The organism is Bacillota bacterium LX-D (genome assembly GCA_031628995.1).
In the GTDB taxonomy this organism is placed as follows: domain Bacteria; phylum Bacillota; class DUOV01; order DUOV01; family Zhaonellaceae; genus JAVLUO01.
In genome coordinates this window covers 37,765-58,857 of record JAVLUO010000004.1, presented here as the reverse complement: position 1 = coordinate 58,857, position 21,093 = coordinate 37,765, and the positions used below count along the sequence as shown (strand labels likewise).

22 protein-coding genes are annotated in these 21,093 nt (G+C 36.5%); 2 read left to right on the top strand and 20 right to left on the bottom strand.

The window, feature by feature from the left end; genetic code table 11:
* Positions 1 to 50: 50 nt before the first annotated feature.
* From RDV78_05290 to RDV78_05215, 16 genes are all read right to left on the bottom strand, one after another.
* The gene (locus RDV78_05290) at positions 51 to 1,190 is read right to left on the bottom strand and encodes a peptidase S7 (protein ID MDS1029917.1); all 1,140 of its coding nucleotides are present in this window, start codon (positions 1,188 to 1,190) and stop codon (positions 51 to 53) included.
* A gap of 51 nt (positions 1,191 to 1,241) precedes the next feature.
* The gene (gene smc / locus RDV78_05285; protein MDS1029916.1) at positions 1,242 to 4,829 is read right to left on the bottom strand and encodes a chromosome segregation protein SMC; all 3,588 of its coding nucleotides are present in this window, start codon (positions 4,827 to 4,829) and stop codon (positions 1,242 to 1,244) included.
* 110 nt (positions 4,830 to 4,939) lie between these two features.
* Positions 4,940 to 5,638: a ribonuclease III gene (rnc, locus tag RDV78_05280; GenBank protein MDS1029915.1), complete on the bottom strand. Its 699-nt coding sequence runs from the start codon at positions 5,636 to 5,638 to the stop codon at positions 4,940 to 4,942.
* Between the two features lie 12 nt (positions 5,639 to 5,650).
* Entirely contained in the window at positions 5,651 to 6,892 is a 1,242-nt protein-coding gene (fabF, locus tag RDV78_05275; protein MDS1029914.1) for a beta-ketoacyl-ACP synthase II, read from the bottom strand.
* Between the two features lie 13 nt (positions 6,893 to 6,905).
* On the bottom strand, positions 6,906 to 7,853 hold the full coding sequence (locus tag RDV78_05270) for a nitronate monooxygenase (protein MDS1029913.1): 948 nt from the start codon (positions 7,851 to 7,853) through the stop codon (positions 6,906 to 6,908).
* Positions 7,854 to 7,934: 81 nt separating this feature from the next.
* Positions 7,935 to 8,165, bottom strand: coding sequence for an acyl carrier protein (acpP, locus tag RDV78_05265; protein ID MDS1029912.1), 231 nt, complete (start codon positions 8,163 to 8,165; stop codon positions 7,935 to 7,937).
* A 36-nt stretch (positions 8,166 to 8,201) separates the two neighbouring features.
* A complete protein-coding gene (gene fabG, locus RDV78_05260) occupies positions 8,202 to 8,945 on the bottom strand; it encodes a 3-oxoacyl-[acyl-carrier-protein] reductase (protein ID MDS1029911.1) in 744 nt (247 codons plus the stop codon).
* 13 nt (positions 8,946 to 8,958) lie between these two features.
* Positions 8,959 to 9,897: an ACP S-malonyltransferase gene (gene fabD, locus RDV78_05255; protein ID MDS1029910.1), complete on the bottom strand. Its 939-nt coding sequence runs from the start codon at positions 9,895 to 9,897 to the stop codon at positions 8,959 to 8,961.
* The gene (fabK, locus tag RDV78_05250) at positions 9,890 to 10,843 is read right to left on the bottom strand and encodes an enoyl-[acyl-carrier-protein] reductase FabK (protein ID MDS1029909.1); all 954 of its coding nucleotides are present in this window, start codon (positions 10,841 to 10,843) and stop codon (positions 9,890 to 9,892) included. The genes fabD and fabK overlap by 8 nt, the downstream gene beginning before the upstream one ends.
* Positions 10,844 to 10,854: 11 nt before the next feature.
* Positions 10,855 to 11,850, bottom strand: coding sequence for a beta-ketoacyl-ACP synthase III (locus RDV78_05245; GenBank protein ID MDS1029908.1), 996 nt, complete (start codon positions 11,848 to 11,850; stop codon positions 10,855 to 10,857).
* Between the two features lie 5 nt (positions 11,851 to 11,855).
* Entirely contained in the window at positions 11,856 to 12,860 is a 1,005-nt protein-coding gene (plsX, locus tag RDV78_05240) for a phosphate acyltransferase PlsX (GenBank protein ID MDS1029907.1), read from the bottom strand.
* A gap of 6 nt (positions 12,861 to 12,866) precedes the next feature.
* Positions 12,867 to 13,439 carry a transcription factor FapR gene (fapR, locus tag RDV78_05235; protein ID MDS1029906.1) on the bottom strand — a complete coding sequence of 191 codons (573 nt, stop codon included), beginning with the start codon at positions 13,437 to 13,439 and terminating at the stop codon, positions 12,867 to 12,869.
* Between the two features lie 218 nt (positions 13,440 to 13,657).
* Positions 13,658 to 13,843 (bottom strand): 50S ribosomal protein L32, encoded by a 186-nt coding sequence (rpmF, locus tag RDV78_05230; GenBank protein ID MDS1029905.1) that lies wholly within the window; start codon positions 13,841 to 13,843, stop codon positions 13,658 to 13,660.
* 5 nt (positions 13,844 to 13,848) lie between these two features.
* Positions 13,849 to 14,367 carry a DUF177 domain-containing protein gene (locus RDV78_05225; GenBank protein MDS1029904.1) on the bottom strand — a complete coding sequence of 173 codons (519 nt, stop codon included), beginning with the start codon at positions 14,365 to 14,367 and terminating at the stop codon, positions 13,849 to 13,851.
* Between the two features lie 74 nt (positions 14,368 to 14,441).
* Positions 14,442 to 15,644 carry an acetate kinase gene (locus RDV78_05220; GenBank protein MDS1029903.1) on the bottom strand — a complete coding sequence of 401 codons (1,203 nt, stop codon included), beginning with the start codon at positions 15,642 to 15,644 and terminating at the stop codon, positions 14,442 to 14,444.
* A gap of 73 nt (positions 15,645 to 15,717) precedes the next feature.
* Positions 15,718 to 16,497 carry a patatin-like phospholipase family protein gene (locus RDV78_05215; GenBank protein MDS1029902.1) on the bottom strand — a complete coding sequence of 260 codons (780 nt, stop codon included), beginning with the start codon at positions 16,495 to 16,497 and terminating at the stop codon, positions 15,718 to 15,720.
* 195 nt (positions 16,498 to 16,692) lie between these two features.
* Between RDV78_05215 and ylbJ the strand changes: the two genes are divergently transcribed.
* Positions 16,693 to 17,925, top strand: a complete 1,233-nt coding sequence (ylbJ, locus tag RDV78_05210; protein MDS1029901.1) for a sporulation integral membrane protein YlbJ — start codon at positions 16,693 to 16,695, stop codon at positions 17,923 to 17,925.
* 12 nt (positions 17,926 to 17,937) lie between these two features.
* On the opposite strand, the gene RDV78_05205 is transcribed toward ylbJ, so the two are convergent.
* Complete coding sequence (locus RDV78_05205; GenBank protein MDS1029900.1) at positions 17,938 to 18,399, bottom strand: ATPase; 462 nt, start codon at positions 18,397 to 18,399, stop codon at positions 17,938 to 17,940.
* A gap of 1 nt (position 18,400) precedes the next feature.
* Positions 18,401 to 18,958 (bottom strand): 16S rRNA (guanine(966)-N(2))-methyltransferase RsmD, encoded by a 558-nt coding sequence (rsmD, locus tag RDV78_05200; GenBank protein MDS1029899.1) that lies wholly within the window; start codon positions 18,956 to 18,958, stop codon positions 18,401 to 18,403.
* A 372-nt stretch (positions 18,959 to 19,330) separates the two neighbouring features.
* On the opposite strand from rsmD, the gene RDV78_05195 reads away from it, so the two are divergent.
* A complete protein-coding gene (locus RDV78_05195; protein MDS1029898.1) occupies positions 19,331 to 19,540 on the top strand; it encodes a hypothetical protein in 210 nt (69 codons plus the stop codon).
* Between the two features lie 30 nt (positions 19,541 to 19,570).
* Here the strand turns inward: RDV78_05195 and RDV78_05190 are convergent, their stop codons facing one another.
* Complete coding sequence (locus RDV78_05190) at positions 19,571 to 20,716, bottom strand: glycosyltransferase (GenBank protein MDS1029897.1); 1,146 nt, start codon at positions 20,714 to 20,716, stop codon at positions 19,571 to 19,573.
* An 80-nt stretch (positions 20,717 to 20,796) separates the two neighbouring features.
* Positions 20,797 to 20,931 (bottom strand): hypothetical protein, encoded by a 135-nt coding sequence (locus RDV78_05185; GenBank protein ID MDS1029896.1) that lies wholly within the window; start codon positions 20,929 to 20,931, stop codon positions 20,797 to 20,799.
* Positions 20,932 to 21,093: the final 162 nt, after the last annotated feature.

Here is a 21,093-nt window from a genome sequence, read left to right as displayed (position 1 = left end):
AAGGTTAAGGCTACTCACTCACCTTAACCTTGCATATTTTACCACAATTGTTATATTAGCTCAATGGTTTTACATAAACCAGTATAGTCTTGAGCAATGCCAAATTTTCTATTTCTGATCTCTGCCTCTTCTTCTGGCGTTTTAGCTTCAAAAAAGTTTAAATTTAATATCTCATCTTCATCTGCTAGCTCGAACAGCTTGTCTTCAGCTTCAATGACCGTAGCACCGCGGATAACTCCATCTTTATCACACCCAATAGCTATGATTGGCCTGCCCCAAGTGCCCGGCCCGGCATGAGCATCTCCAATATGCATTACTCCTGTACCCCCAGGGTGGGTATGAACAATTACAGCATTTTCCGCGATATATTCACTGTAGATTGTATTTAAGGATTTTCCGGAAATATCTGCTGAACTTGAAGCTAAAAGTCGAGCTGGCACAAAGCCTATACCCCCGCTAATAATTTCCCCCTGTGGTTGAACAATACCATTTTTATCAATAATACCCATTGCGGCAACTTCGCGCCCTTGTCCAATTTCCATGGACTTTGCAACTAAGGTTTTTGCCATTTCACTATTTAACCCTATTACCTTTAAACGAGGTATATTCCAATTTCCGGCACCTATTTGTTTTTCATTTAGTTCTTTGACTGGAATATCAACTACTTCTAATTCGCCACCTAACTCAAGATAACGTAAACCCAGCTCATTATTTTCCCGTAATACCTCTTTTTCTTCCTTCATTGTTTTAGTTGTTAAAGTTGCTAAATTTAATTTTTCAGCCTTAGTTGCCAAATCAAAATTTTCGGCTTCTGGGTAAATAATTCCTACCCCCGCTAAGCCTTGGTTTTTAACCCCAACGCTTATAATAGGCATATTAAAAAAATCTACTCCTGTTACATCAGTAATAAGCCCTGTTTTGCCGGGGCTTGTAGTAATAAATACTGTGTTTTCCGGTAGCTGTTTAAAACCTTCCAATAAAGATTTATGACCTAGATCTACAACTTTAGCTAGCAAGGTGCGCAGTGGTATGCCACTTAAACCTCCATCAACAATTTGAGCAGCTGAAGAAATATAACCTTTTTCATCAACAAAGCCTAGACAACCAACATTTCGTCCTTGACTTAGTTCTAATGTCCTTTTTACCATTTTATCAATGATACTTTTCCCAATACCCTTAACTCGAAGCATTTTTTATCCTCCTGCTAGTGTTTAGGATATTTTGTCCTATAGAACCTTTCCCTATGCACTAAAGACTTTTTTCTCTTCCTTATCTGTTAAAGCTACTGAAATAAGTTTTGAAATTCCTGAACCTTCCATTGTTACTCCATATAAAGCATCTGCCGCCTCAATAGTGCCTTGGCGATGTGAAATTAAAATAAACTGAGTTTGTTGAGCAAAAATTTTTAGGAAATTAGCAAAACGATCAACATTTGCTTCATCTAATGAAGCTTCAATCTCATCTAAAACACAGAAAGGGCTTGGTTTCACTTCCAAAATAGCAAAAAGCAGTGCAATAGCCGTTAAAGCCCTTTCCCCACCTGACAAAAGTGATAAGTTTTGTAACTTTTTGCCTGGAGGCTGTACAATTATTTCAATACCGGTTTGCAAAAGGCAATCTGGATCTGTTAGTTGTAATTCAGCTTTACCACCGCCAAATAATTTAAAAAAAATATTCTGAAAGGAACTTTTAATCTGGTTAAAGGCCTCTTGAAATTTATTGGCCATAATTGTGTTAATTTCGTCGATTACCTTGTTTAGCGCAACTTTTGCTTCGTTTAAATCTTGTTGTTGACTCTTTAAAAAATTAAAACGTTCTAGTAATTTTTCATATTCTTCTATAGCACCAGTATTTACGGTGCCTAGATTTTTAATTTCTTGATCTAATTGAGTTACCTTTTTCTGAGCTTCCTTTGGATCGGACAGCTGTATTTTCTTTAGACAAGCAGCTGCATAATCTAAATTAAAATTCTCTTTTAAACGCTGTAATTCGTTTTCCAGCTCTACTTCTAATCTAGTTTTTTTAACCTCTAAACTGTGCAGTCTTTCCTTATCCTCTACCAGGGTTTTATTTTGCTGATCGTTTTCTTGTTCTAAAGCAACGACAACTTTTTTTAAATCTTCCTTGGACTTGAGCTTTTCTTTTAGTAATTTTTCAACTTCATTCTTATTTTGCAATAATTGGTCAGATTGAAGCCTTAAATCATTAATTGTATCTTGAGATTGTTGTTGTAACATTTTTTGTTCTGCTATTTCTACAGCACGAGCTTTGATTAAATGCTGTAGTTCTTTATCGGCAGCATAAAATTCCTTTAATTCATTTTTATAGTTTTCCTCTTTTTGTTTATAGGAAGCCAGCTCAACTTTGTAGTTTGTTATTGTTTCTAAATATCCCTGATTTTTTTCCTTCAATTTTTTTAAAGTTGATTGTTTTTTTTCTAATTCCTGAACCAATTGAGCCTGATTTAACTTTAATTTTGTAATTTTAGCTTCTACAAATTGGAGCTCTTCAGTATAGGATTTTAGCTGCTGTTGACTATCTACATATTCAAAATCTAGTAATTCAAGTTCTCCTTTTTGGTTCTGAATTTCTTGAGATAAATGTTTTAAATTTTGCTCCGCCGCTAGGAAATTCAAATTAACTGTTTGTAATTCCTGTTCAGTAGCAGCAGTTTTTTGCCTTAAAGATGTAATTTGCTCGCGATACTGCTCATTATCCTTTTTCCTGTCTTGTAATTCCTGCTTTTTTTCCTTAATCTGGACTTCCAATTCTTTTATTTCCCTAGATCTGTTTAATAATCCAGAGCTTTTTTTATTTAAACTGCCTCCCGTTAGTGAACCGCCAGGATTAAGTACTTCTCCTTCTAAGGTAACTACTTTGATGCTGTATTGACTTTTTCTAGCTAAATTTAATCCGCTGGATAAATTTTTAACTACAATAATATTTCCTAATAAATGCTGCACAACTTTAATATAACTTGATTCTGTTCGTACTAAATCGGAAGCAAGTCCAACTACGCCTTCTGAGTGCAATATTTTTTGACCTTCTAGATTTAAGGTTTTAGGTTGAATAGAATTTAAGGGTAGAAAAGTTGCTCTTCCGGCATTTTGATTTTTTAAAAATTTTATTGCTCTTTCTGCATCTGCATCAGTAATGGCTACTAAATTCTGCTGATTTCCTCCCAAGGCAACTTCAATTGCCTTTTCATATTCTAAAGGAACAATAAGCAATTCTCCAACAACCCCACAAATTCCTTGGCAGCTTAATTCTCCCTTTGCTTTTCCCTGCAAAATAGCCTTTACTCCTTGGAAGTAACCCTCATGGTTCTTTTGTAAATCCTTTAAAATTTGGTAGCGGGATATTTTTGTCTGCAGTTCTTTGTAAGTCTTTTCTTCTAATCCTTGCTTTTGATGGTACTCCTCTTCTACCTCTTGAAAACAGTTTAATAAATCTTTTTTTTCTTGCTCTAAATATTGCTGTTTTGTTTGTAAAATTTTTAAATCTTTATTTATAGCTTCGAACTTGGATTTTAAAACAGTAATTTTATTTTGCAACATTTCATACTGCTGTCTGTTTTTTTGCCTACTTAGTTCTTCATTATTTTTCTTAAAAGTTAACTGATTAAGTTGATTTTTATGATTAGCTATTTGCTGCATGAAATCGATAATTTCATTTTTGCGCCTATTAATGTCCGTTTCTAATTCGGAAAACTCCAGTTCATACTGTTTTGTGCTTGCTTCAATTTGAACAAGCTCTGCTTCTTTTGTTTTAACTAACGCCTGTAAATTTTGATGATTAGAGGCTTGTACTTTAAATTTATTTTGTAATAGGAAATGTTTTTCCTGAAGTTGCACTAACTCACTTTCAGCTCTGTCTATTTGTGTTGTAATACTAAAGAGGCGTTCCAAAGCAACATCACGATTATTTTCCACTTGGTTCAATTGTTCTGTTAAAACATAATAATCTTCTTGTAATTGGCGCTCATTAGCTTCCATAGCTTCTAATTGATTTTTTAGTACGTTTAGTTTTTCTTGATTACAATTAGAACTTTGTTCTAATTCCTGGCAGGATAAATACTGTTTTTGCACCTCAGATTGAATTTGCTTCAATCGCCCCTCAATTATTTCAATAGACCTGACTGCTAAATTAATTTCTAAAAGATCAACTTCACTTTTTAACTTCTGATATTGTTTTGCTTTCTCTGCTTCATTTTTTAATGGATCTAAATTAGAACCTAATTCCGACATTATATCAAGAATACGCACCAGACACTGCTCTGTATCCTCCAATTTTTTCTGAGCATCTTTTTTACGGTTTCGGTATCTTACTATACCAGCAGCTTCTTCAATTAAAGCTCTCCGCTCTTCCGCTTTAGAATTGAGAATTTCTTCTACTCTTCCTTGCCCAATTATGGCAAAAGATTCTTTTCCTAGCCCAGTATCGTTAAAGAGTTCTTGCACATCTTTTAAGCGACAGTGCTTTTTATTAAGCAAATACTCGCTTTCACCAGAACGAAAGATTCGTCGGGTAACTGTTATTTCAGTATAGGGTATAGGGAAAATGCCTGTACTATTATCTAAAGTCAAAGAGACTTCAGCCATTCCGACCGCTTTATGTTCTGAACTTCCGGCAAAAATAACATCTTCCATTTTTGCCCCCCGCAAATTTTTAACGCTCTGTTCCCCCAGAACCCACCGAATACTATCCGCAATGTTGCTTTTCCCACTTCCATTTGGTCCAATAATTGCAGTAATACCGGAATTAAAATCTAACTTAACCTTTTTTGCAAAGGACTTAAAACCCTGAATTTCTAATGATTTTAAATACAAAGGTGGTTCCTCCCGAAGAGTAAAATGTTCACCTTAAGCGCTTAAAATAAAACTCCAAAGTTTTTTAAAATCTTGGAGTTTTATTCAAAATAATTATATTTTTGCAATGGCTACATAAATTTTTTTAAAGCTTTATATGCAGCTTTCTGTTCAGCTTCTTTTTTGCTTTTGCCAACACCTTTAGCTATTAATTCTCCTTGAAACATGATACCTGCTAAAAAGCTTTTATTATGGTCAGGCCCACTTTCGCTTAAAATAACATAACTCACATTTTCGTCAAAATTTTTTTGAATTATCTCCTGTAAAGCTGTTTTATAATCTCCGTAATCACCTTGAGCCACATTGTCAATTTCTTTTTGCAGCATTGTAATGGCTAATTTTCGAGCTTGGTCTAAACCTGCTTCTAAATAAACAGCAGCTAAAACTGCTTCGAAAGCATCTGCTAAAATAGAGTTGCGTTCTCTACCACCGCTTATTTCTTCGCCTCTCCCCAATAGAAGCAATTGTCCCAAGCCTAATTGGGAAGCCACTTTAGCCAGTGCTGCTTCACAGACAACAGCTGCACGAATTTTAGTTAGTTCACCTTCAGGTTTCTTAGGGAAATGTTGATATAAATATTCCCCTACCACAAGTCCTAAAACTGCATCGCCCAAAAATTCTAGCCTTTGGTTGTGTTCCAATCTTAAAGCTTTATTTTCAAAAACATATGTGGGATGAGTTAAAGCTACATTTAAGGTAGCAATGTTACTAAGCTTTATTTCAAATTTATCCAGCAATAAACGTAGCGCTGTTTCTCTTTTACTTTCCATTACATCACCCAATTAGTTGTGAAACTTTTTAAAAATAATTGTAGCATTATGGCCGCCAAAACCCAGGGAATTGGATAAAGCTACTTCCACTTCCATTGTTCTTGCCTTATTGGGTACATAGTCTAAATCACAATCTGGATCAGGAGTTTCATAATTAATTGTTGGAGGAACAATGCTGTTTTCAATTGCTAGTGATAAAACAATTGCTTCAATTGCCCCAGCCGCTCCTAGTAAATGGCCAGTCATAGACTTTGTAGAACTTATAGCAACTTTTTGCGCATAACTGCCAAAGGCACTTTTGATAGCAGCTGTCTCGTTTTTATCATTTTGGTCAGTTGATGTGCCGTGGGCATTAATGTAAGAAACATCTTCCGGTTTTAAGCCTGCATCTGCCAAAGCATTTTCCATTGCCTTTGCAGCACCTGCTCCGCCAGGGGCAGGCGCTGTAATATGGTGAGCATCGTCTGTACTGCCATAACCTACTACTTCGGCGTAAATATGGGCACCTCTATTGAGAGCATGTTCTAAAGACTCTATAATCAGGATGCCTGAACCTTCGCCAAGAACAAATCCGTCCCTATCTTTCTCGAAAGGCCGGCTAGCTTTTGTAGGTTCTTCATTTCTAGTAGAGAGTGCCTTCATAGCACAAAAACCTGCAAAAGACATAGGTGTAACTGCAGCTTCTGTACCACCAGTTAAGACAAGATCAGCACCGCCTCTTTGAATTAGTTTAAAGGCCTCTCCAATAGCATTTGTAGAAGATGCACATGCGTTTACAACTGTAAAATTAGGTCCTCTAAAGCCTAAATTAATAGCCATTTGGCCTGCTGCCATATTAACTATCATCATAGGAACGAAAAAGGGACTAACCCTATTTGGCCCTTTTTTCAAAAGAATCTCGTGTTGTTCCTCAAAAGTTTGAGTTCCACCTATACCCGTTCCAATTACTATGCCTGCTCGATCTAAATTTATCGACTTTAAATCCAATTTAGCATCTTCCACAGCCATTCTTGCTGTACTTACAGCAAACTGTGTAAATCTATCCATCCGTTTGCTTTCTTTACGGTCAAGGTAATCTACGGGTTCAAATCCTTTAACTTCCCCCGCAATTTTACTTGAGAATTTTTCAGCATCAAACCTAGTAATGGGGCAAATTCCAGAGACTCCGTCTATTAAAGCATTCCAAAAAGCATCTTTACCTATTCCAACTGGCGTTATTGCCCCTAACCCTGTTACTACAACCCTCTTAGTCATCTTTTTTACCCCCTTAATAGGTTAAGGATTCAACTTCTTGCAGTATATTTTTAAAAATTGTTTTTACTGGGAGGATTTCCTTAATTCTAGCCACACACTGGCCTGCAAAAACCAACCCTTCCTGTAAAAAACCTTGTTGGGCATTATTTAATGCTTTTAAAATACAAAATCTATGATCACAATGCTTTAAACATACAGTACAATTGTTGACAACTGTACTTCCAGCTTCAATTTTTTCGATAAAATCATTTTTAATGGCTTGCCCTGGCAATCCCACAGGGCTTTTGATTAAAACGACATCTTTTTCTTTGGCCTTAATATATAATTCTTTAAAAGAGGGAGCAGCATTTGACTCTTCAGAGGCAGCAAAACGCGTTCCCATCTGCACACCATTAGCTCCCAGAGCAAGTACTTCTACTATATCTTTTCCAGAGCACACTCCTCCTGCTCCAATTACAGGAATATCTACCGCTTTTCTAACTTCTGGCAAAATTTGGCGCATTGACTCAAAAGTCCCCAGATGACCCCCGGCTTCCCCACCTTCAACTACAACAGCAGCAGCCCCTAATTTTTCAGCCATTCTGGCTAATTTAGCTGAAGAGACCATAGATAATACTGGCACATTAAATTTTTTGCCCCAACCAAATATATCTCTAGAAAAACCAGCTCCTGAAACAACTAAGTCAATTTTTTCTTCCATAGCAGTTTTAACTAAATTTGCGAATTGGCTTACTGCAAACAACACATTAATACCGATTATACCATTTGTTAAATCCCTTGCTTTGCGGATTTCCTGGCGAAGCTCTTCAACAGTCATTCCTGTAGCTGCTATTATACCAATTCCTCCTTCATTAGCAACAGCAGCCGCAAGCCGAGCTGTAGAAATTCTTACAGCCATGCCCCCCTGTATAATAGGGATTTTAGCTATTAGGTTACCAATCTTCAACTCTGGAAGCTGCAAAAATATTCACCTACATTCTTATATAATCATATATTTTTAAGAAAATCCCGTAGATAAAGCTACGGGACCTTCTAAAAATACCTATTTTACTCTATCCTTTACGTAATCAACTGCAGAACCAACCGTTGTTAACTTTTCAGCATCTTCATCTGGAATTTCTAAATTAAACTCTTCTTCTAAAGCCATAATTAACTCAACTACATCTAAGGAATCTGCATTTAATTCTTCAAAAGAAGTCTCCATGGTTACTTCATCTTCTTCAACGCTAAGTTGGTCTACGATGATGCCTTTAATTTTTTCAAAAATATCCACTAATGTCACCTCCCCTCAAGCCATAACATTAACAATTTACTGCATAACCATGCCACCGTCAACTACTATTGTTTGTCCAGTTATATAACTGGCAGCCGGTGAAGCCAAAAAGGCAACCACATTGGCCACATCCTTTGGTTTTCCTAACCTATTCAATGGGATTCTTTGCATAAGATCATCTTTTATTGCCTGCGGCAAATTTTCTGTCATCTTAGTTTCAATATAGCCGGGTGCTACAGCATTAACAAGTACCTGCCTGCTAGCTACTTCTCTGGCAAGTGACTTTGTTAAACCTATAACACCTGCTTTAGCAGCAGCGTAGTTTGCTTGCCCAGCATTGCCAGTTAGACCAACAACGGAAGCAATATTTATAATACGCCCAAAATGTTGTTTCATCATCGTTTTTAAGACAGCCTTCGAACAAAGATAAATTCCTTTTAGATTAGTGTTTAATACCGCATCCCAATCCTCTTCTTTTAACCTTAACATTAAATTATCCCTTGTAATACCAGCATTATTTACTAGTATATCTACTCTACCAAAATTTTCAATAGCAGTTTCAACTAATGTTTGAGCTGTTGCAGCTTCAGCAACACTGCCTTCTACTAAAACAGCTTTACGCCCAAGTTCATTGATTTCTCTAACTAGATCCTTAGCCTCGTCTTCATCATCTATAAAGTTAATTACAATGTCCGCTCCTGCTTCGGCTAATGTTAAGCATATTTCCCTTCCAATACCACGGGATCCTCCTGTCACAATAGCCACCATATCTTGCAGCATTTCTGACATTAACTTACGCTCCTTTCAGTAGACTTAATGTTTTTTGCAAGCTATCCATATCCTGGACATTGGTTATTGTAACTCCGCTGACAATTTTTTTGACCAAACCCGACAAAACTTTTCCAGCGCCAACCTCAACAAAAGTGTCTACTCCACAACTATGTAACTTTTCAATAGTTTCAACCCAGCGTACTGGAGCTGACAGTTGTTTTACTAAAGCAGTTAAAATTTCCTCAGACCCAGATAATAACTGCGCATTGGTATTAGCTACAATTGGAATTTGTGGATCTTTAATTGTTACTTTTTTAAGTACTTCAGCAAATTTTACTGCTGCCCCACCCATTAATTCTGAATGGAAAGGACCGCTAACTGCTAATTCAACAGTTTTTTTAGCTCCAGCAGTTTGGGCCAAAATCAAGGCTTGTTTAATAGCCTCTTTTTCTCCAGAGATTACAGTCTGTCCCGGTGCATTATAATTTGCAGGTTGAACTAGGCCATAAGCTGAAGCATTTCGGCAAACTTCTTCAACATCTTGTGCCTTTAAACCTATAATTGCCGCCATTCCGCCTTGCCCTTGCGGAAAAGCATTTTCCATTAATTCACCACGGCAGCGTACTAAATTCACTGTATCTGCAAAGCTAATACAGCCTGCTGCTACTAAAGCAGAGTATTCTCCTAAGCTGTGACCTGCAACAAACTGCGGACTTATTCCTTCTGCTTTTAATACTTGCAAACAAGCCACACTGGCAGTTACAAGGGCAGGCTGAGTATTGACTGTCTTTTTTAAATCTTCTTCAGGGCCCTCAAAGCAAAGCCTTTTAAGGTCCTGCCCTAAAGTTTCATTAGCAGTTTCAAAAACCTGTTTAACTATTTTATAATTTTTTTCTAAGTCCTGGCACATACCTATATACTGAGAGCCTTGCCCAGGAAATAAAAAAGCAATTTTAGGCATTTGTACCTCCTAGATAATCTGATAGTTTTTGAAGTAATAACTGTGCTTCTGAGACAACTTCCGTAATAATTTCTGCTGCCGGCTTCAACCCCTTGACCATAGCTGCTACTTGGCCAGCCATAACAGAACCTTCATCTACATCTCCTTCAATTGCCGCCAATCTTAATTTACCTATACCCAATTCATTAATTGAACTTATATCGCCATGATTGGCAATTAATTCATCAAATTTTCTAGTCAATTTGTTCTTTAATACTCGAACTTCATGACCAGGTAACCCTGTTAAAACCGTATCTCTGTCTTTAGCTTCTAATACAGCCCTTTTATAATTTGGATGTACTGTACATTCGGTAGCACAAATAAAACGAGTACCTATTTGAACACCGCAAGCTCCTAAAGCTAAAGCAGCAACTAACCCCCTGCCATCGGCTATGCCTCCTGCTGCAACTACAGGTAATTCTACTGCGTCAACAATTTGCGGAACTAATGCCATAGTAGTCAACTCTCCCACATGGCCACCGCATTCCATTCCCTCAGCAATAAATCCATCTACTCCAAGTCTAGCAAGTCTTTTGGCTAAAGCCACTGAAGAAACCACTGGTAAAACTATGGTTCCGGCTTCTTTAAACTGTGCAATATGTTTGCCAGGGTTTCCAGCACCAGTAGTAACAACGGGAACTTTCATTTCCGTAACCAAATTAACTAATTCATCTACATAGGGAGATAAGTAATACACATTAACTCCAAAAGGTTTATCCGTAGCCGCCTGTACTTTAGAAATTTCCTGTCGTACAATATCCGGAGGTGCTGACCCAGCTCCAATAATTCCTAGTCCCCCAGCAGCAGAAACTGCAGCAGCCAGTTCCCCCGTGGCAACCCAGGCCATACCTCCCTGAATAATAGGATATTTAATGTTTAATAAATTACATAGATCAGTTTTTAGCATTTACGAACCTCCTATTTGTTCCATTCCAGAACACAGGCTCCCCAGGTTAGCCCTGCCCCAAACGCAACTAATAAAACTAAGTCACCCTTATTAATCTTTCCTTCTTTAACAGCTTCGTCTAATGCTACAGGTATAGACCCAGCGGAAATATTACCGTAGCGGTCTAAATTAACATATACTTTTTCCGGTGGTAAATTCAGCCTTTTTCTTGCTGCTTCGATTATTCTAATATTGGCCTGGTGTGGAATTAAGAAGTCTAAATCATCTTTTGTCTTCCCACATTTTTCAAGTACTTTTAAGGATGCTTCACTCATTATTTTTACAGCAAACTTAAATACTTCATTGCCATTCATTCTAATATAGTGCTCTCTATTGGTAACAGTTTCTATACTTGCTGGTTTTAGTGAACCGCCAGCTGGAATAAACAAATGCTCAGCTCCTGATCCGTCTGATCCCAAGTAAAACGAAAGAATACCTTTGCCCATTGGATTGCTTCTTAAAACAGCGGCACCTGCTCCATCACCAAAAAGTATACAAGTTGAACGATCTTCCCAATCTACGATTTTGCTAAGGGTTTCCGCGCCGATAACTAAGACTGTCTTATAAAAGCTAGTTGCAATAAATTGACTGGCAACAGATAATGCATAAATAAAGCCGCTGCAAGCAGCAGAAAGATCAAAGGCACTAGCCTTTTTAGCGCCAATTCTTTCTTGTACAAAGCATGCTGTAGAGGGAAAAATTCTATCAGGAGTAATAGTAGCTACAATGATTAAATCTATTTCCTCAGGACTAATTGCCGCATCGGCAATTGCTTTTTGGGCTGCAGATACACATAAATCTGAGGTAGCTGTATATTGGTCGGCAATTCTTCGTTCACAAATCCCTGTACGGGTTCTAATCCATTCGTCGTTGGTTTCTACTTTCTGTGCTAATTCATCGTTTGTCAATACCTTTTCAGGAACAGATGAACCAGTTCCGATGATAGTTATTCCTTGGATACTTTCCATTGGTCTCATCCTTTCTGCTCTTCCAATGCTATAACTTCACTTATCTTTCGAACAAAGTCGCTTTCTACACATCTAGCAGCAGCAAAAATACCATTTTTTATGGTGTAAGCATTGGAACTACCATGGCAGATAATACTAACCCCATTTACGCCGAGTAAGGGAGCTCCCCCGTACTCCGTATAATCTAGGGAATTCTTGATATCCTTAAACCCAGATTTAACAAGAGCCGCACCAATTCTCCTTGTAAAATTTTTTGTTAATTCCTGTTTTATTAGCTTAAATAAAAAACTACTTAGTCCTTCTGCAAATTTTAAAATAGCATTACCAACAAATCCGTCACAAACTATTACATCTGCTTCACCTAAAGGAATATACCTTGGTTCAATATTACCTATAAAATTAAGATTCTGTTCTCTCTTTAACAGATGATATGTTTCTTGAGTTAGCTCATTTCCTTTTTTTTCCTCTGAGCCTATATTTAATAAGCCAACTTTTGGATTTGAAATCTGAAGTAGTTTTTCAGCATAAATACTACCCATGTGGGCAAATTGTACCAAATGTATAGGTTTACAGTCACTATTAGCCCCAACATCTAAAACTAACTTTCCGCCTTTTAAAGTTGGAAATACTGTTGCTATTGCAGGCCGTGCTATCCCTTTTATTCTTCCCAAACCCAAAAGAGCGCTGGCCATCTGGGCACCTGTACTTCCAGCAGAAATAATAGCATCTGCTTCCTTATCTTTTACCAGTTTAGTAGCCACAACTATGGAAGCATCCTTTTTACTTCGCACTGCGAGAGCCGGCTCTTCTTCCATAGTAATAACTTCATTAGCTGGACAAATACTAATATTATTTAAAGTAGTATGTTGCTGTAATTCTTTTTTCAAAACAGCTTCTTGTCCCACGAGAATAATTTCTAGACTAGGCTTTTCTTTAGCAGCTTTAACTGCTCCTTCTACTATTTGTTGTGGCGCATGGTCACCACCCATAGCATCAATTGCTAAACGCATCTAAAACTACTCCTCCCTTTTAGGCTTCAGGGCAGATACAATAAATTGTCCTTTAAAGACTACTTCTTTGTCCACCGTTGATTGAATTTCTACCAATAATTTAGTGGAACGCTGAACTTTAACTTTAGCCTTAGCAATTATTCTTTCTCCTAAGAATACAGGTCTTTTAAAACGAACTCGAGCACTGCCTGTCAGCACTACAGGAGCATCAATGATAGCTATAGCTAAAGTATTAGCTTGCGCAAATAAATAATGCCCTCTAGCTATTTTCGTCTTTTCTAAAACCATGGCTTCATTAACATCTAGAATAGAAATTCCGCTGTCGCCTAGCCTTACTTCAATCAGATCTCCCACTAATTCGCCCTTTTGCAAAGACCGTAAAGGTTGATATACTTCCTTAGCAACAGATTTCATTCTTTCCCTAACTTGAGGTATCCCTAAAGCCAATCGATCTAGCCTAATAGTTTGGATACTAACCTGAAATTTTTCGGCTAACTCTTCATCTGTAGCGAAAGGCATTGTATTTATATATTCAGCTAAAAGAGACTGTCGTTCTTCTTTGCTCCTAATCAGCCGCATTTGCTAGTCCTTCCCTTACTTAGTAGTAGATATTAATACCTACTTACAAAACAGTATAAACTAGGTGCTAAATTTATGCAAGGTGTTACTTCCCAAAAAATAGCAAAAAGCTATTATACCTAAAAACTATACATAATCGTTAAAACCTCTGTGTATAGTCCTTAGGGTACAATAGCTTTTTATTTTAAGTTTGTTGTAATTTATTTGTAATATTAATTTTACTCTGCAGCCGACTCAACAACGGTTCTATTTTTATAATAACCACATGACGGACAAACACGGTGAGGCTGTTTAAATTCATGGCATTGAGGACAAACAGTTAATCCAGGTGCTTCCATTTGAGCCCAAATTGAACGGCGCATATTTTTTCTTGCTTTAGAATGTCTCCTTTTTGGTACACCCATTTATTTCAACTCCTTTCCTGACTAAAGAACTTTTGTAATTCTTGTAACCGGGGGTCTATTTCTTGGGTTGAACATGTACATGGACCCTCATTTAAGTTTTTCCCACATTTCATACATAAACCCAAGCAGTTTTCAGTGCATATTGCCTTCATAGGCAACTCTAGCAAAATATTCTCCAAAATAGCATCTGTTAAGTCCACCAGGTCTCCGGAATAATAATACACATTTTCCGCATCTACTTCCTCTTCCCGTCTTACCTTAGGTCGAAACTCTGCTGCTATTTTAGTATTAAATTCCTTAATAAAAGGCTGTAAACAACGAGAACAAGTAAAATTCAATTTAGCCTGAACTTGTCCCTCTACATGTAGCACTTTATTATTATAAGTGGCTACAAAGTCTACTTGAACCGGAGCAAGAAAAGTCAATACTTCATCAGCCCAGGATATAGGCTCAAATTCTTTTTCCATTCTAAACTCTTTACTACCCTCAGGCTGAGCACGAAGCTTAGCTAAATCAATAATCATTTTATCCACCTGCTCTATTTTGGGAAAACCTAAAAGTTATTATACAAATACTTACAGCTATCTGTCAAGAAAATTTACTTTAAGCTTTCAACGATTTCCTTTGTTTCTCTAGCAATAACTACTTCTTCATTTGTAGGAATTACAAAAACACGAACTTTGGATCCAGGTGCAGTAACCTCTACTTCCTGGCCTCGTACTTTATTCTTATCTACATCAATTTTAATTCCTAAGAAATCTAAATCCTTGCAAATAGATTCTCTCATGGTGTAAGAATCTTCGCCCAAACCTGCAGTAAATACTAAAATATCCAAGCCATTTAAAGCTGCACTATATGCTCCAATGTATTTTTTAACATCATAAGCAAATTTCTCTAAAGCAAGCTTGGAACGCTCATTGCCTTCATTAGCTGAACCTTCAATATCACGGAAGTCACTTGAAACTCCAGAAAGGGCTAAAACACCGCTTTTCTTATTCATAATTGTATCCATTTCTTTCGGTGTTAAACCTTCTTTTTCCATAATGAAAGGTACAATTGCCGGGTCAATATCACCACATCTTGTGCCCATTGTAACTCCAGCCAATGGAGTTAGACCCATACTTGTATCAACGGATTTTCCTCCATCGACTGCAGTAATACTAGAACCATTACCTAAATGACAGGTAACAATTTTTAAATTTTCAATTGGCTCGCCAGCTAATTCTGCTGCACGATAAGCTACATATTTATGGGATGTTCCGTGTGCACCGTATCTTCTAATAGCATATTTTTCATAGTATTCGTAAGGTAAACTATACATAAATGCTTTGCTGGGCATAGTTTGATGGAAAGAGGTATCAAAAACAGCTACCATAGGTACACCAGGCAGCACCTTTTCACAAGCTTCAATACCTGTGTAAGCAGGTGGGTTATGTAGTGGCCCCAGGGTAAATAATTCTTTAATGCCTTCTTTAGTTTTTTCATTAACATAAGCTGATTTAGGGAAGATGCTTCCCCCTTGAACTATTCTGTGTCCTACAGCGGAAATTTCATCCATACTCTTGATTACACCGTATCTTGAGCTGATTAATGCATCCAATACTAATTTAATTCCAATACTGTGATCAGGAATGTCCTGCTTAATAACAACTTTATCACTGTTAGCTGGAGTGTGTGTTAACATGGAGCCTTCAATGCCAATTCTCTCTACTAATCCTTTAGCTAACACACCTTCGTCTGTCATATCAAATAATTGATACTTAATGGAAGAACTGCCGCTATTAATTACTAATACTTTCACAATTTCTCCTCCTTAATACTTAAAAATTCTATATAATTTTCTACTTTAAAAGTGTAGAAATTTTTAAAGTAAATTAGATTATCCCTAAGGAATCTTTGATTTTAGGAATAACCCCCCTAGCTTCTTCTTCGCCTAAAGCAATACATTCGGCAGCCTTGTGAAAGTCTGCCGGGCCAATATGAGCTACTTTTGGTTCAAGTAAAATATTAGCTTCTTTTAAATCATCATAGTTGCTTTTTTCTAACAAATCTATGGATTTTAGAATAATATCAATTGTGTTTTTAACTGGTTCAAATTCCTTAGTAATACCACCATTTTTTAAGTCCACAGCAATTATAAAATCTGCACCTTTGCTCTTGGCTAATTTAACCGGTACTCTATCTAGTACCCCACCGTCAACTAGCATTTTATCAAAAAGATATTTGGGCTGAAATACTCCAGGGATGGAAATGCTTGCCCGCAGTGCTTCGGCAATAGATCCTTTTTCCAAAACAACTTTTTCCCTGCGTTCGATATCAACAGCCGTCACATATAAAGGTATTTCTAAATCTTCAAAGCGCTTATTTTTAGTTAACAAACGCAACAATGCTTCAATACGATTCCCTTTGATAAAACCTAATTTTGAAACGGAAAAATCAATTAGCTGATTTTGCTGTAATGAGGCACAAAGTTTTTCCAAAATAAAAAGATCGGTCCCTACAGCATACAAAGCGCCAAAAACGCTGCCAATACTAGACCCGGTAATTAAATTAATAGGTATATTTTCCTTAACTAGAACTTTAATTACTCCCAAATGAGCAAATCCTTTAGCAGCACCCGATCCTAGTGCCAGCCCCACTATTGGCTTTTTCACCGACATCACCCCTTCTTTCTATATGTAGAAGGTCATATGTCAGTAGTATTCCCAACATTGTGTACTAGAAAAAAATAATCCCTATATAATTTACTATAAAGTTATGATTCTGTCAGGAAAACAAGTTATCCTTTTTGGTATTTTTCTGTTATTTTTAGTTTTTTAAAATTTTAAAGAAATTTTGGAGGAATTTACTTGAATTTATCTGCCCCCAGTAGAAAAAAGATGTTTTTTATATTACTTTGCAAAATAATATTTATCCTAACCTTTATTATTGCCATGTTATTCTACCCTCAAGCTGTTTTTCAAGCAGCACTACGAGGGCTAGACGCTTGGTGGCGCATTGTCTTTCCGGCCTTACTGCCTTTCTTTGTTGTGTCTGAGATGTTAATGGCATTGGGTATAGTCCATTTTTTGGGGGTTCTCTTAGAACCAATTATGCGCCCTCTTTTTAATGTTCCAGGCTCAGGGGCTTTTGTAGTAGCAGTAGGCTATACCTCGGGGGCTCCAATAGGAGCAGCCTTAACAAGTCAGCTTAGGGAAAAAAACCTTTGTACAAAAACCGAAGCTGAAAGATTAATCAGTTTTACCAGTAATGCTTCTCCACTTTTTATGTTCAGTGCTGTCGCTGTCGGTATGTTTAATCATCCAGAATTAGGAATAGTTATCGCTGGAGCCCACTATTTAGCTAACTTAGTCATGGGAATCATCTTACGCTTTTATAATTGCAACGGGAAAGAATTAAGCACTGTACCTAGTGTACGTGGCTCAATAATAAAAAGTGCTTTTCAAGCACTAGAAAAGGCCTACCAAGCTGATGGAAGAACCATTGGTAAATTATTAGGTGATGCCATCCGTAATTCTATCAATACTCTACTAACGGTAGGCGGCTTCGTTATTATATTCTCAGTTATTATCGAAATACTCTCAACTTTTGGTATCATCAAAGCTATGGGCAGTTTGCTAGCTATTATACTTTCGGGTTTTAATTTTAACCAGCATTTATATAATACTCTTTCCAGCGGCATCATCGAAATGACAATTGGAGCTAAATTAACCAGTGAGGTACAAGCACCTTTAACTCAGCAATTAGTCATTGTAAGTATAATTTTAGGTTGGCTAGGTCTTTCTATCCACGCTCAAACCAAAAGCATGATCGCTGACACAGACATTAGTCTAAAGCCTTACTTACTAACAAGAATTGGGCATGGTTTATTAGCTTCAGTCTTTACTTTTATTTTTTTAAAAAATAAGAGTACAACTGTAAGTCTACTATTTGTAGAATTCAACAATAAATTTTTCCTATCCCCATGGCTCATGAGTTTGGAATTGTTAAAAATCTGCTTTTTTATTATTTTAATTTTATTATGTATCTCACTGAGCTTTAATCTTTTAGGTCGTTTTTTTAAGCTACGTTTTAAATTATAAAATAGATAAAAATTATTCTGCCATAGGCTGTTTATTGTGATTTAGTTCTAGACGCCCTTGGCGCACAACTTCTAAGGATTTCTCTAAGTTTGCTTCCAATTTGCTTAAAAGTTCATCAGCGTATAACTCAGCACCCGAACGAATATCCTGGCTAATGGCTTTAGCTTTATTAATAATTTCCTCAGCCCTTACCTTAGCCAGACGAACTACCTCTGTATCTTCAGCTAATTTACCAATATGCGACTTGGCTTCTTCAATAGCTATTTTGGCTTCCTGATGAGCTTCAGCTAAAATTTTTTCACGTTCTTTCGTTACCCAGCGAGATTGCCTAATTTCTTCAGGTAATACAGAGCGAATTTGATCTAAGAAATCCAAAATATCATCTACATTAACCATAATCTTATTTGTCAAAGGAATCTTGTGACTACTGTCAATCAACTCTTCCAATGCATCTAGGGTCTCAAAAACATCCATATTACTCCTCCTCACCCTTAGCCAAATAATAAAACCAAATCATAGTATCACCATAGCGTACTTGACGATAACATTCAATATTTTTTAGGGAAACCGGCAAATTATCACTTTTGGAAGTTTCAGCTATTATTATAGCTTTGCTGTTTAAAATAGATCTCTGGGAAATTATTTCCAAGGCACGTTCAACTAAATTATGCCCATATGGAGGATCAAGGAATATTAAGTCAAATTTTTCTTTGCAATTAGTTAAGTAAAAAAAAGCGTCACTATTTAATATATAGGCAAAATCTTTTAGTTTAGTTGTTAAAAGGTTTTTTTCAATACATTTTAGTGCGGGTAAAGATTTCTCAACAAAAAACGCTTTTTTAGCTCCTCTGCTTAAAGCCTCAATACCCAAGGCCCCTGTCCCAGCAAACAAGTCTAGAACCTCAGCACCTGAAATGTGCATTTGGATTATATTAAAGATTGCTTCCCTAACTCTATCCGTAGTTGGTCTTGTATCAAATCCCTTTGGAGCTACTATTGGATGCCCTTTGGCTTTTCCTGAAATAATTCGCACATTTCAACACCTCATTATACTATAACATATTTTGAAACATATTTTGACTGATTCTTACTATTTTTTTACTTTATTATTGCCATTTTTTTTAGTTCTAACGTATATAATCAAATGCAGCAGTTCATACTACTTAATGGTAAAGTAATTTACTGAAGAGCTTAGAGGTTATTAAAAAAAATAACCCTCCCCCATAAGCTCTTCCTCCGGTTTCTCCTCTCCCAGTCCCTATGAGCACGAGCTCATAGGGATAGTAAAAAATCTACCGCTTATTTAAAGCGGTTTTTTTATTTTATCTATTAGCCCGTTGCATTGTTTTAGCTAACCCTGAATATGATATTATTAAGACCCTGCCAGTGAAGGAAGTGATAGACGGTGAACGTAGAACACATCCAAACAAGAAAGGTAAAAAAGCTGCTTTTAGAGGCAGCATTTACAGGCGAAATAATTGAAATTATGGATGATTGTACTGGAGAAATATATGAATCCGAAGTAGTAGCCGTAAATGATAATGAAGTACAGTTGATTATTTACATGCCTGTCACATGGAATATAAACAAATTTATCGGGACAAATAATGACTGAAGAATTAAACGGAGGCTAATGCCTCCGTTTTTAAGATAGTTTGAAACGGTCTAATAATAGTTCGCTTCCCCGCAAGGCTGCCAAAGGTTTTTTATAATTTAGACATGCCTGAGACATAGCCTTTAATTTGGAATCGCTAAAAACGATTTCATTGAACCACTTTATAAATTCGTCCATGTTACTAGCAATTACAGCTGCCCCTGCATTTCTCAAATAAGTAGCATTACCTTCTTCTTGACCGGGAATTGGTTTATAAATTAGCATCGGCAAATTACTGGCTAATGCTTCACTAGTAGTTAAACCTCCTGCCTTAGAAATAAGTAAATCTGACGTATTCATCAATTCAAAAACATTTGTGACATAACCTAAAATATGAAAGTTGTTTTTAGAATTATATGTTAAATTTGTTATTTTTCTTTTTAACCTCTTATCTTTGCCAGCTATCACGATAACTTGTATTTTATGTTCAAAATGAGCTAAGAAATGACAAATCCCAGTAATATCACCTATGCCATAAGCACCGCTCATTATAAGGATAGTCGGTAAACGGGGTATTAGATGATGCTGCTGACGCAACACCATTTTATCATAACTGACACTAAATTTTAAATCAATGGGTATGCCTGTAGTCTCTACTTTTTCACTAGCTACACCATATTGAATTAAATCTCTTTTGATGTTTTCATTGGCAACTAAGTACAAATCCACAAATGAATTTAGCCAAAAGGCATGTAAAACATTATCTGTGATTACTGTAACTAAAGGAGTAGAAATTAATTTTCTTTTTTTTAACTCTCCAACTACTGCCGAAGTCAAGAAATGTGTAGATACAATAATTTTGGGTTTAATTTGCATAATATAACTATATAATCTCTGATAACCAAGTCTTCGCGTTAAACCGTGTTTAGCGAAAAAGGGACGGTCTGTGATATCATACAATAAGTGCCATAGGCTGGGGGCTTTACTTGTGACTTTGACATAAGCTAATTTTGTAAAAGAGTCCAGCCTAGTGTTAATCCAACGAACGTAATCTAAGGTTTCAATGTTAAGACAAGGCTCAAGTTTCTTTAAAGCTTGGCTTAATGCTTTAGCCGCCTGCATATGCCCGCCACCGTAACTTGCTGTTAAAATAAGCACATCTACTTTACTATCTTTACGTTCCTGAGGATATTTCAAAATTCCTGCCTCCAAACTGCTAAAGATTATTCATGAAACATATTAAAGTTATTATAGCACAGGCAGCTTCTTTCTTCATCTTACTGTAGATATTTACTAACAATTAGCTTTTTAATTTCTTCAGCACTTTTTAAATGAAATTCTAAAACATTATCTTCAGGCTGCACTTTCTCTAAGCCTATATCTTTTAAAATTTTATCTATTATCCCCAACATCCAGCACCCTCCTTAGTATTAAATTATTTAAATTGTAAAATGGGCTATTATCTATTCTATTAATTATCTTATATAATATGCCTATTTTAAGATGCTGGTTACAAAAGAAAAGGATTAACATAAAAAAAGCAGCAGTTCCATTTGACTAAAGGAAACTACTGC

Coding starts and splice junctions, on each gene's coding strand:
- fabG (MDS1029911.1), bottom strand. CDS start 8,945: ATGCTGCAAGATATGGTGGCTATTGTGACAGGAGGATCCCGTGGTATT.
- rnc (MDS1029915.1), bottom strand. CDS start 5,638: ATGGAAAGTAAAAGAGAAACAGCGCTACGTTTATTGCTGGATAAATTT.
- fapR (MDS1029906.1), bottom strand. CDS start 13,439: ATGCGGCTGATTAGGAGCAAAGAAGAACGACAGTCTCTTTTAGCTGAA.
- RDV78_05290 (MDS1029917.1), bottom strand. CDS start 1,190: ATGCTTCGAGTTAAGGGTATTGGGAAAAGTATCATTGATAAAATGGTA.
- RDV78_05205 (MDS1029900.1), bottom strand. CDS start 18,399: ATGGATGTTTTTGAGACCCTAGATGCATTGGAAGAGTTGATTGACAGT.
- plsX (MDS1029907.1), bottom strand. CDS start 12,860: ATGCGTTTAGCAATTGATGCTATGGGTGGTGACCATGCGCCACAACAA.
- RDV78_05185 (MDS1029896.1), bottom strand. CDS start 20,931: ATGTTGGGGATAATAGATAAAATTTTAAAAGATATAGGCTTAGAGAAA.
- fabK (MDS1029909.1), bottom strand. CDS start 10,843: ATGCTAAAAACTGATCTATGTAATTTATTAAACATTAAATATCCTATT.
- RDV78_05225 (MDS1029904.1), bottom strand. CDS start 14,367: ATGATTATTGATTTAGCTAAGCTTCGTGCTCAGCCTGAGGGTAGTAAA.
- RDV78_05245 (MDS1029908.1), bottom strand. CDS start 11,850: ATGGAAAGTATCCAAGGAATAACTATCATCGGAACTGGTTCATCTGTT.
- rpmF (MDS1029905.1), bottom strand. CDS start 13,843: ATGGGTGTACCAAAAAGGAGACATTCTAAAGCAAGAAAAAATATGCGC.
- fabD (MDS1029910.1), bottom strand. CDS start 9,897: ATGCCTAAAATTGCTTTTTTATTTCCTGGGCAAGGCTCTCAGTATATA.
- fabF (MDS1029914.1), bottom strand. CDS start 6,892: ATGACTAAGAGGGTTGTAGTAACAGGGTTAGGGGCAATAACGCCAGTT.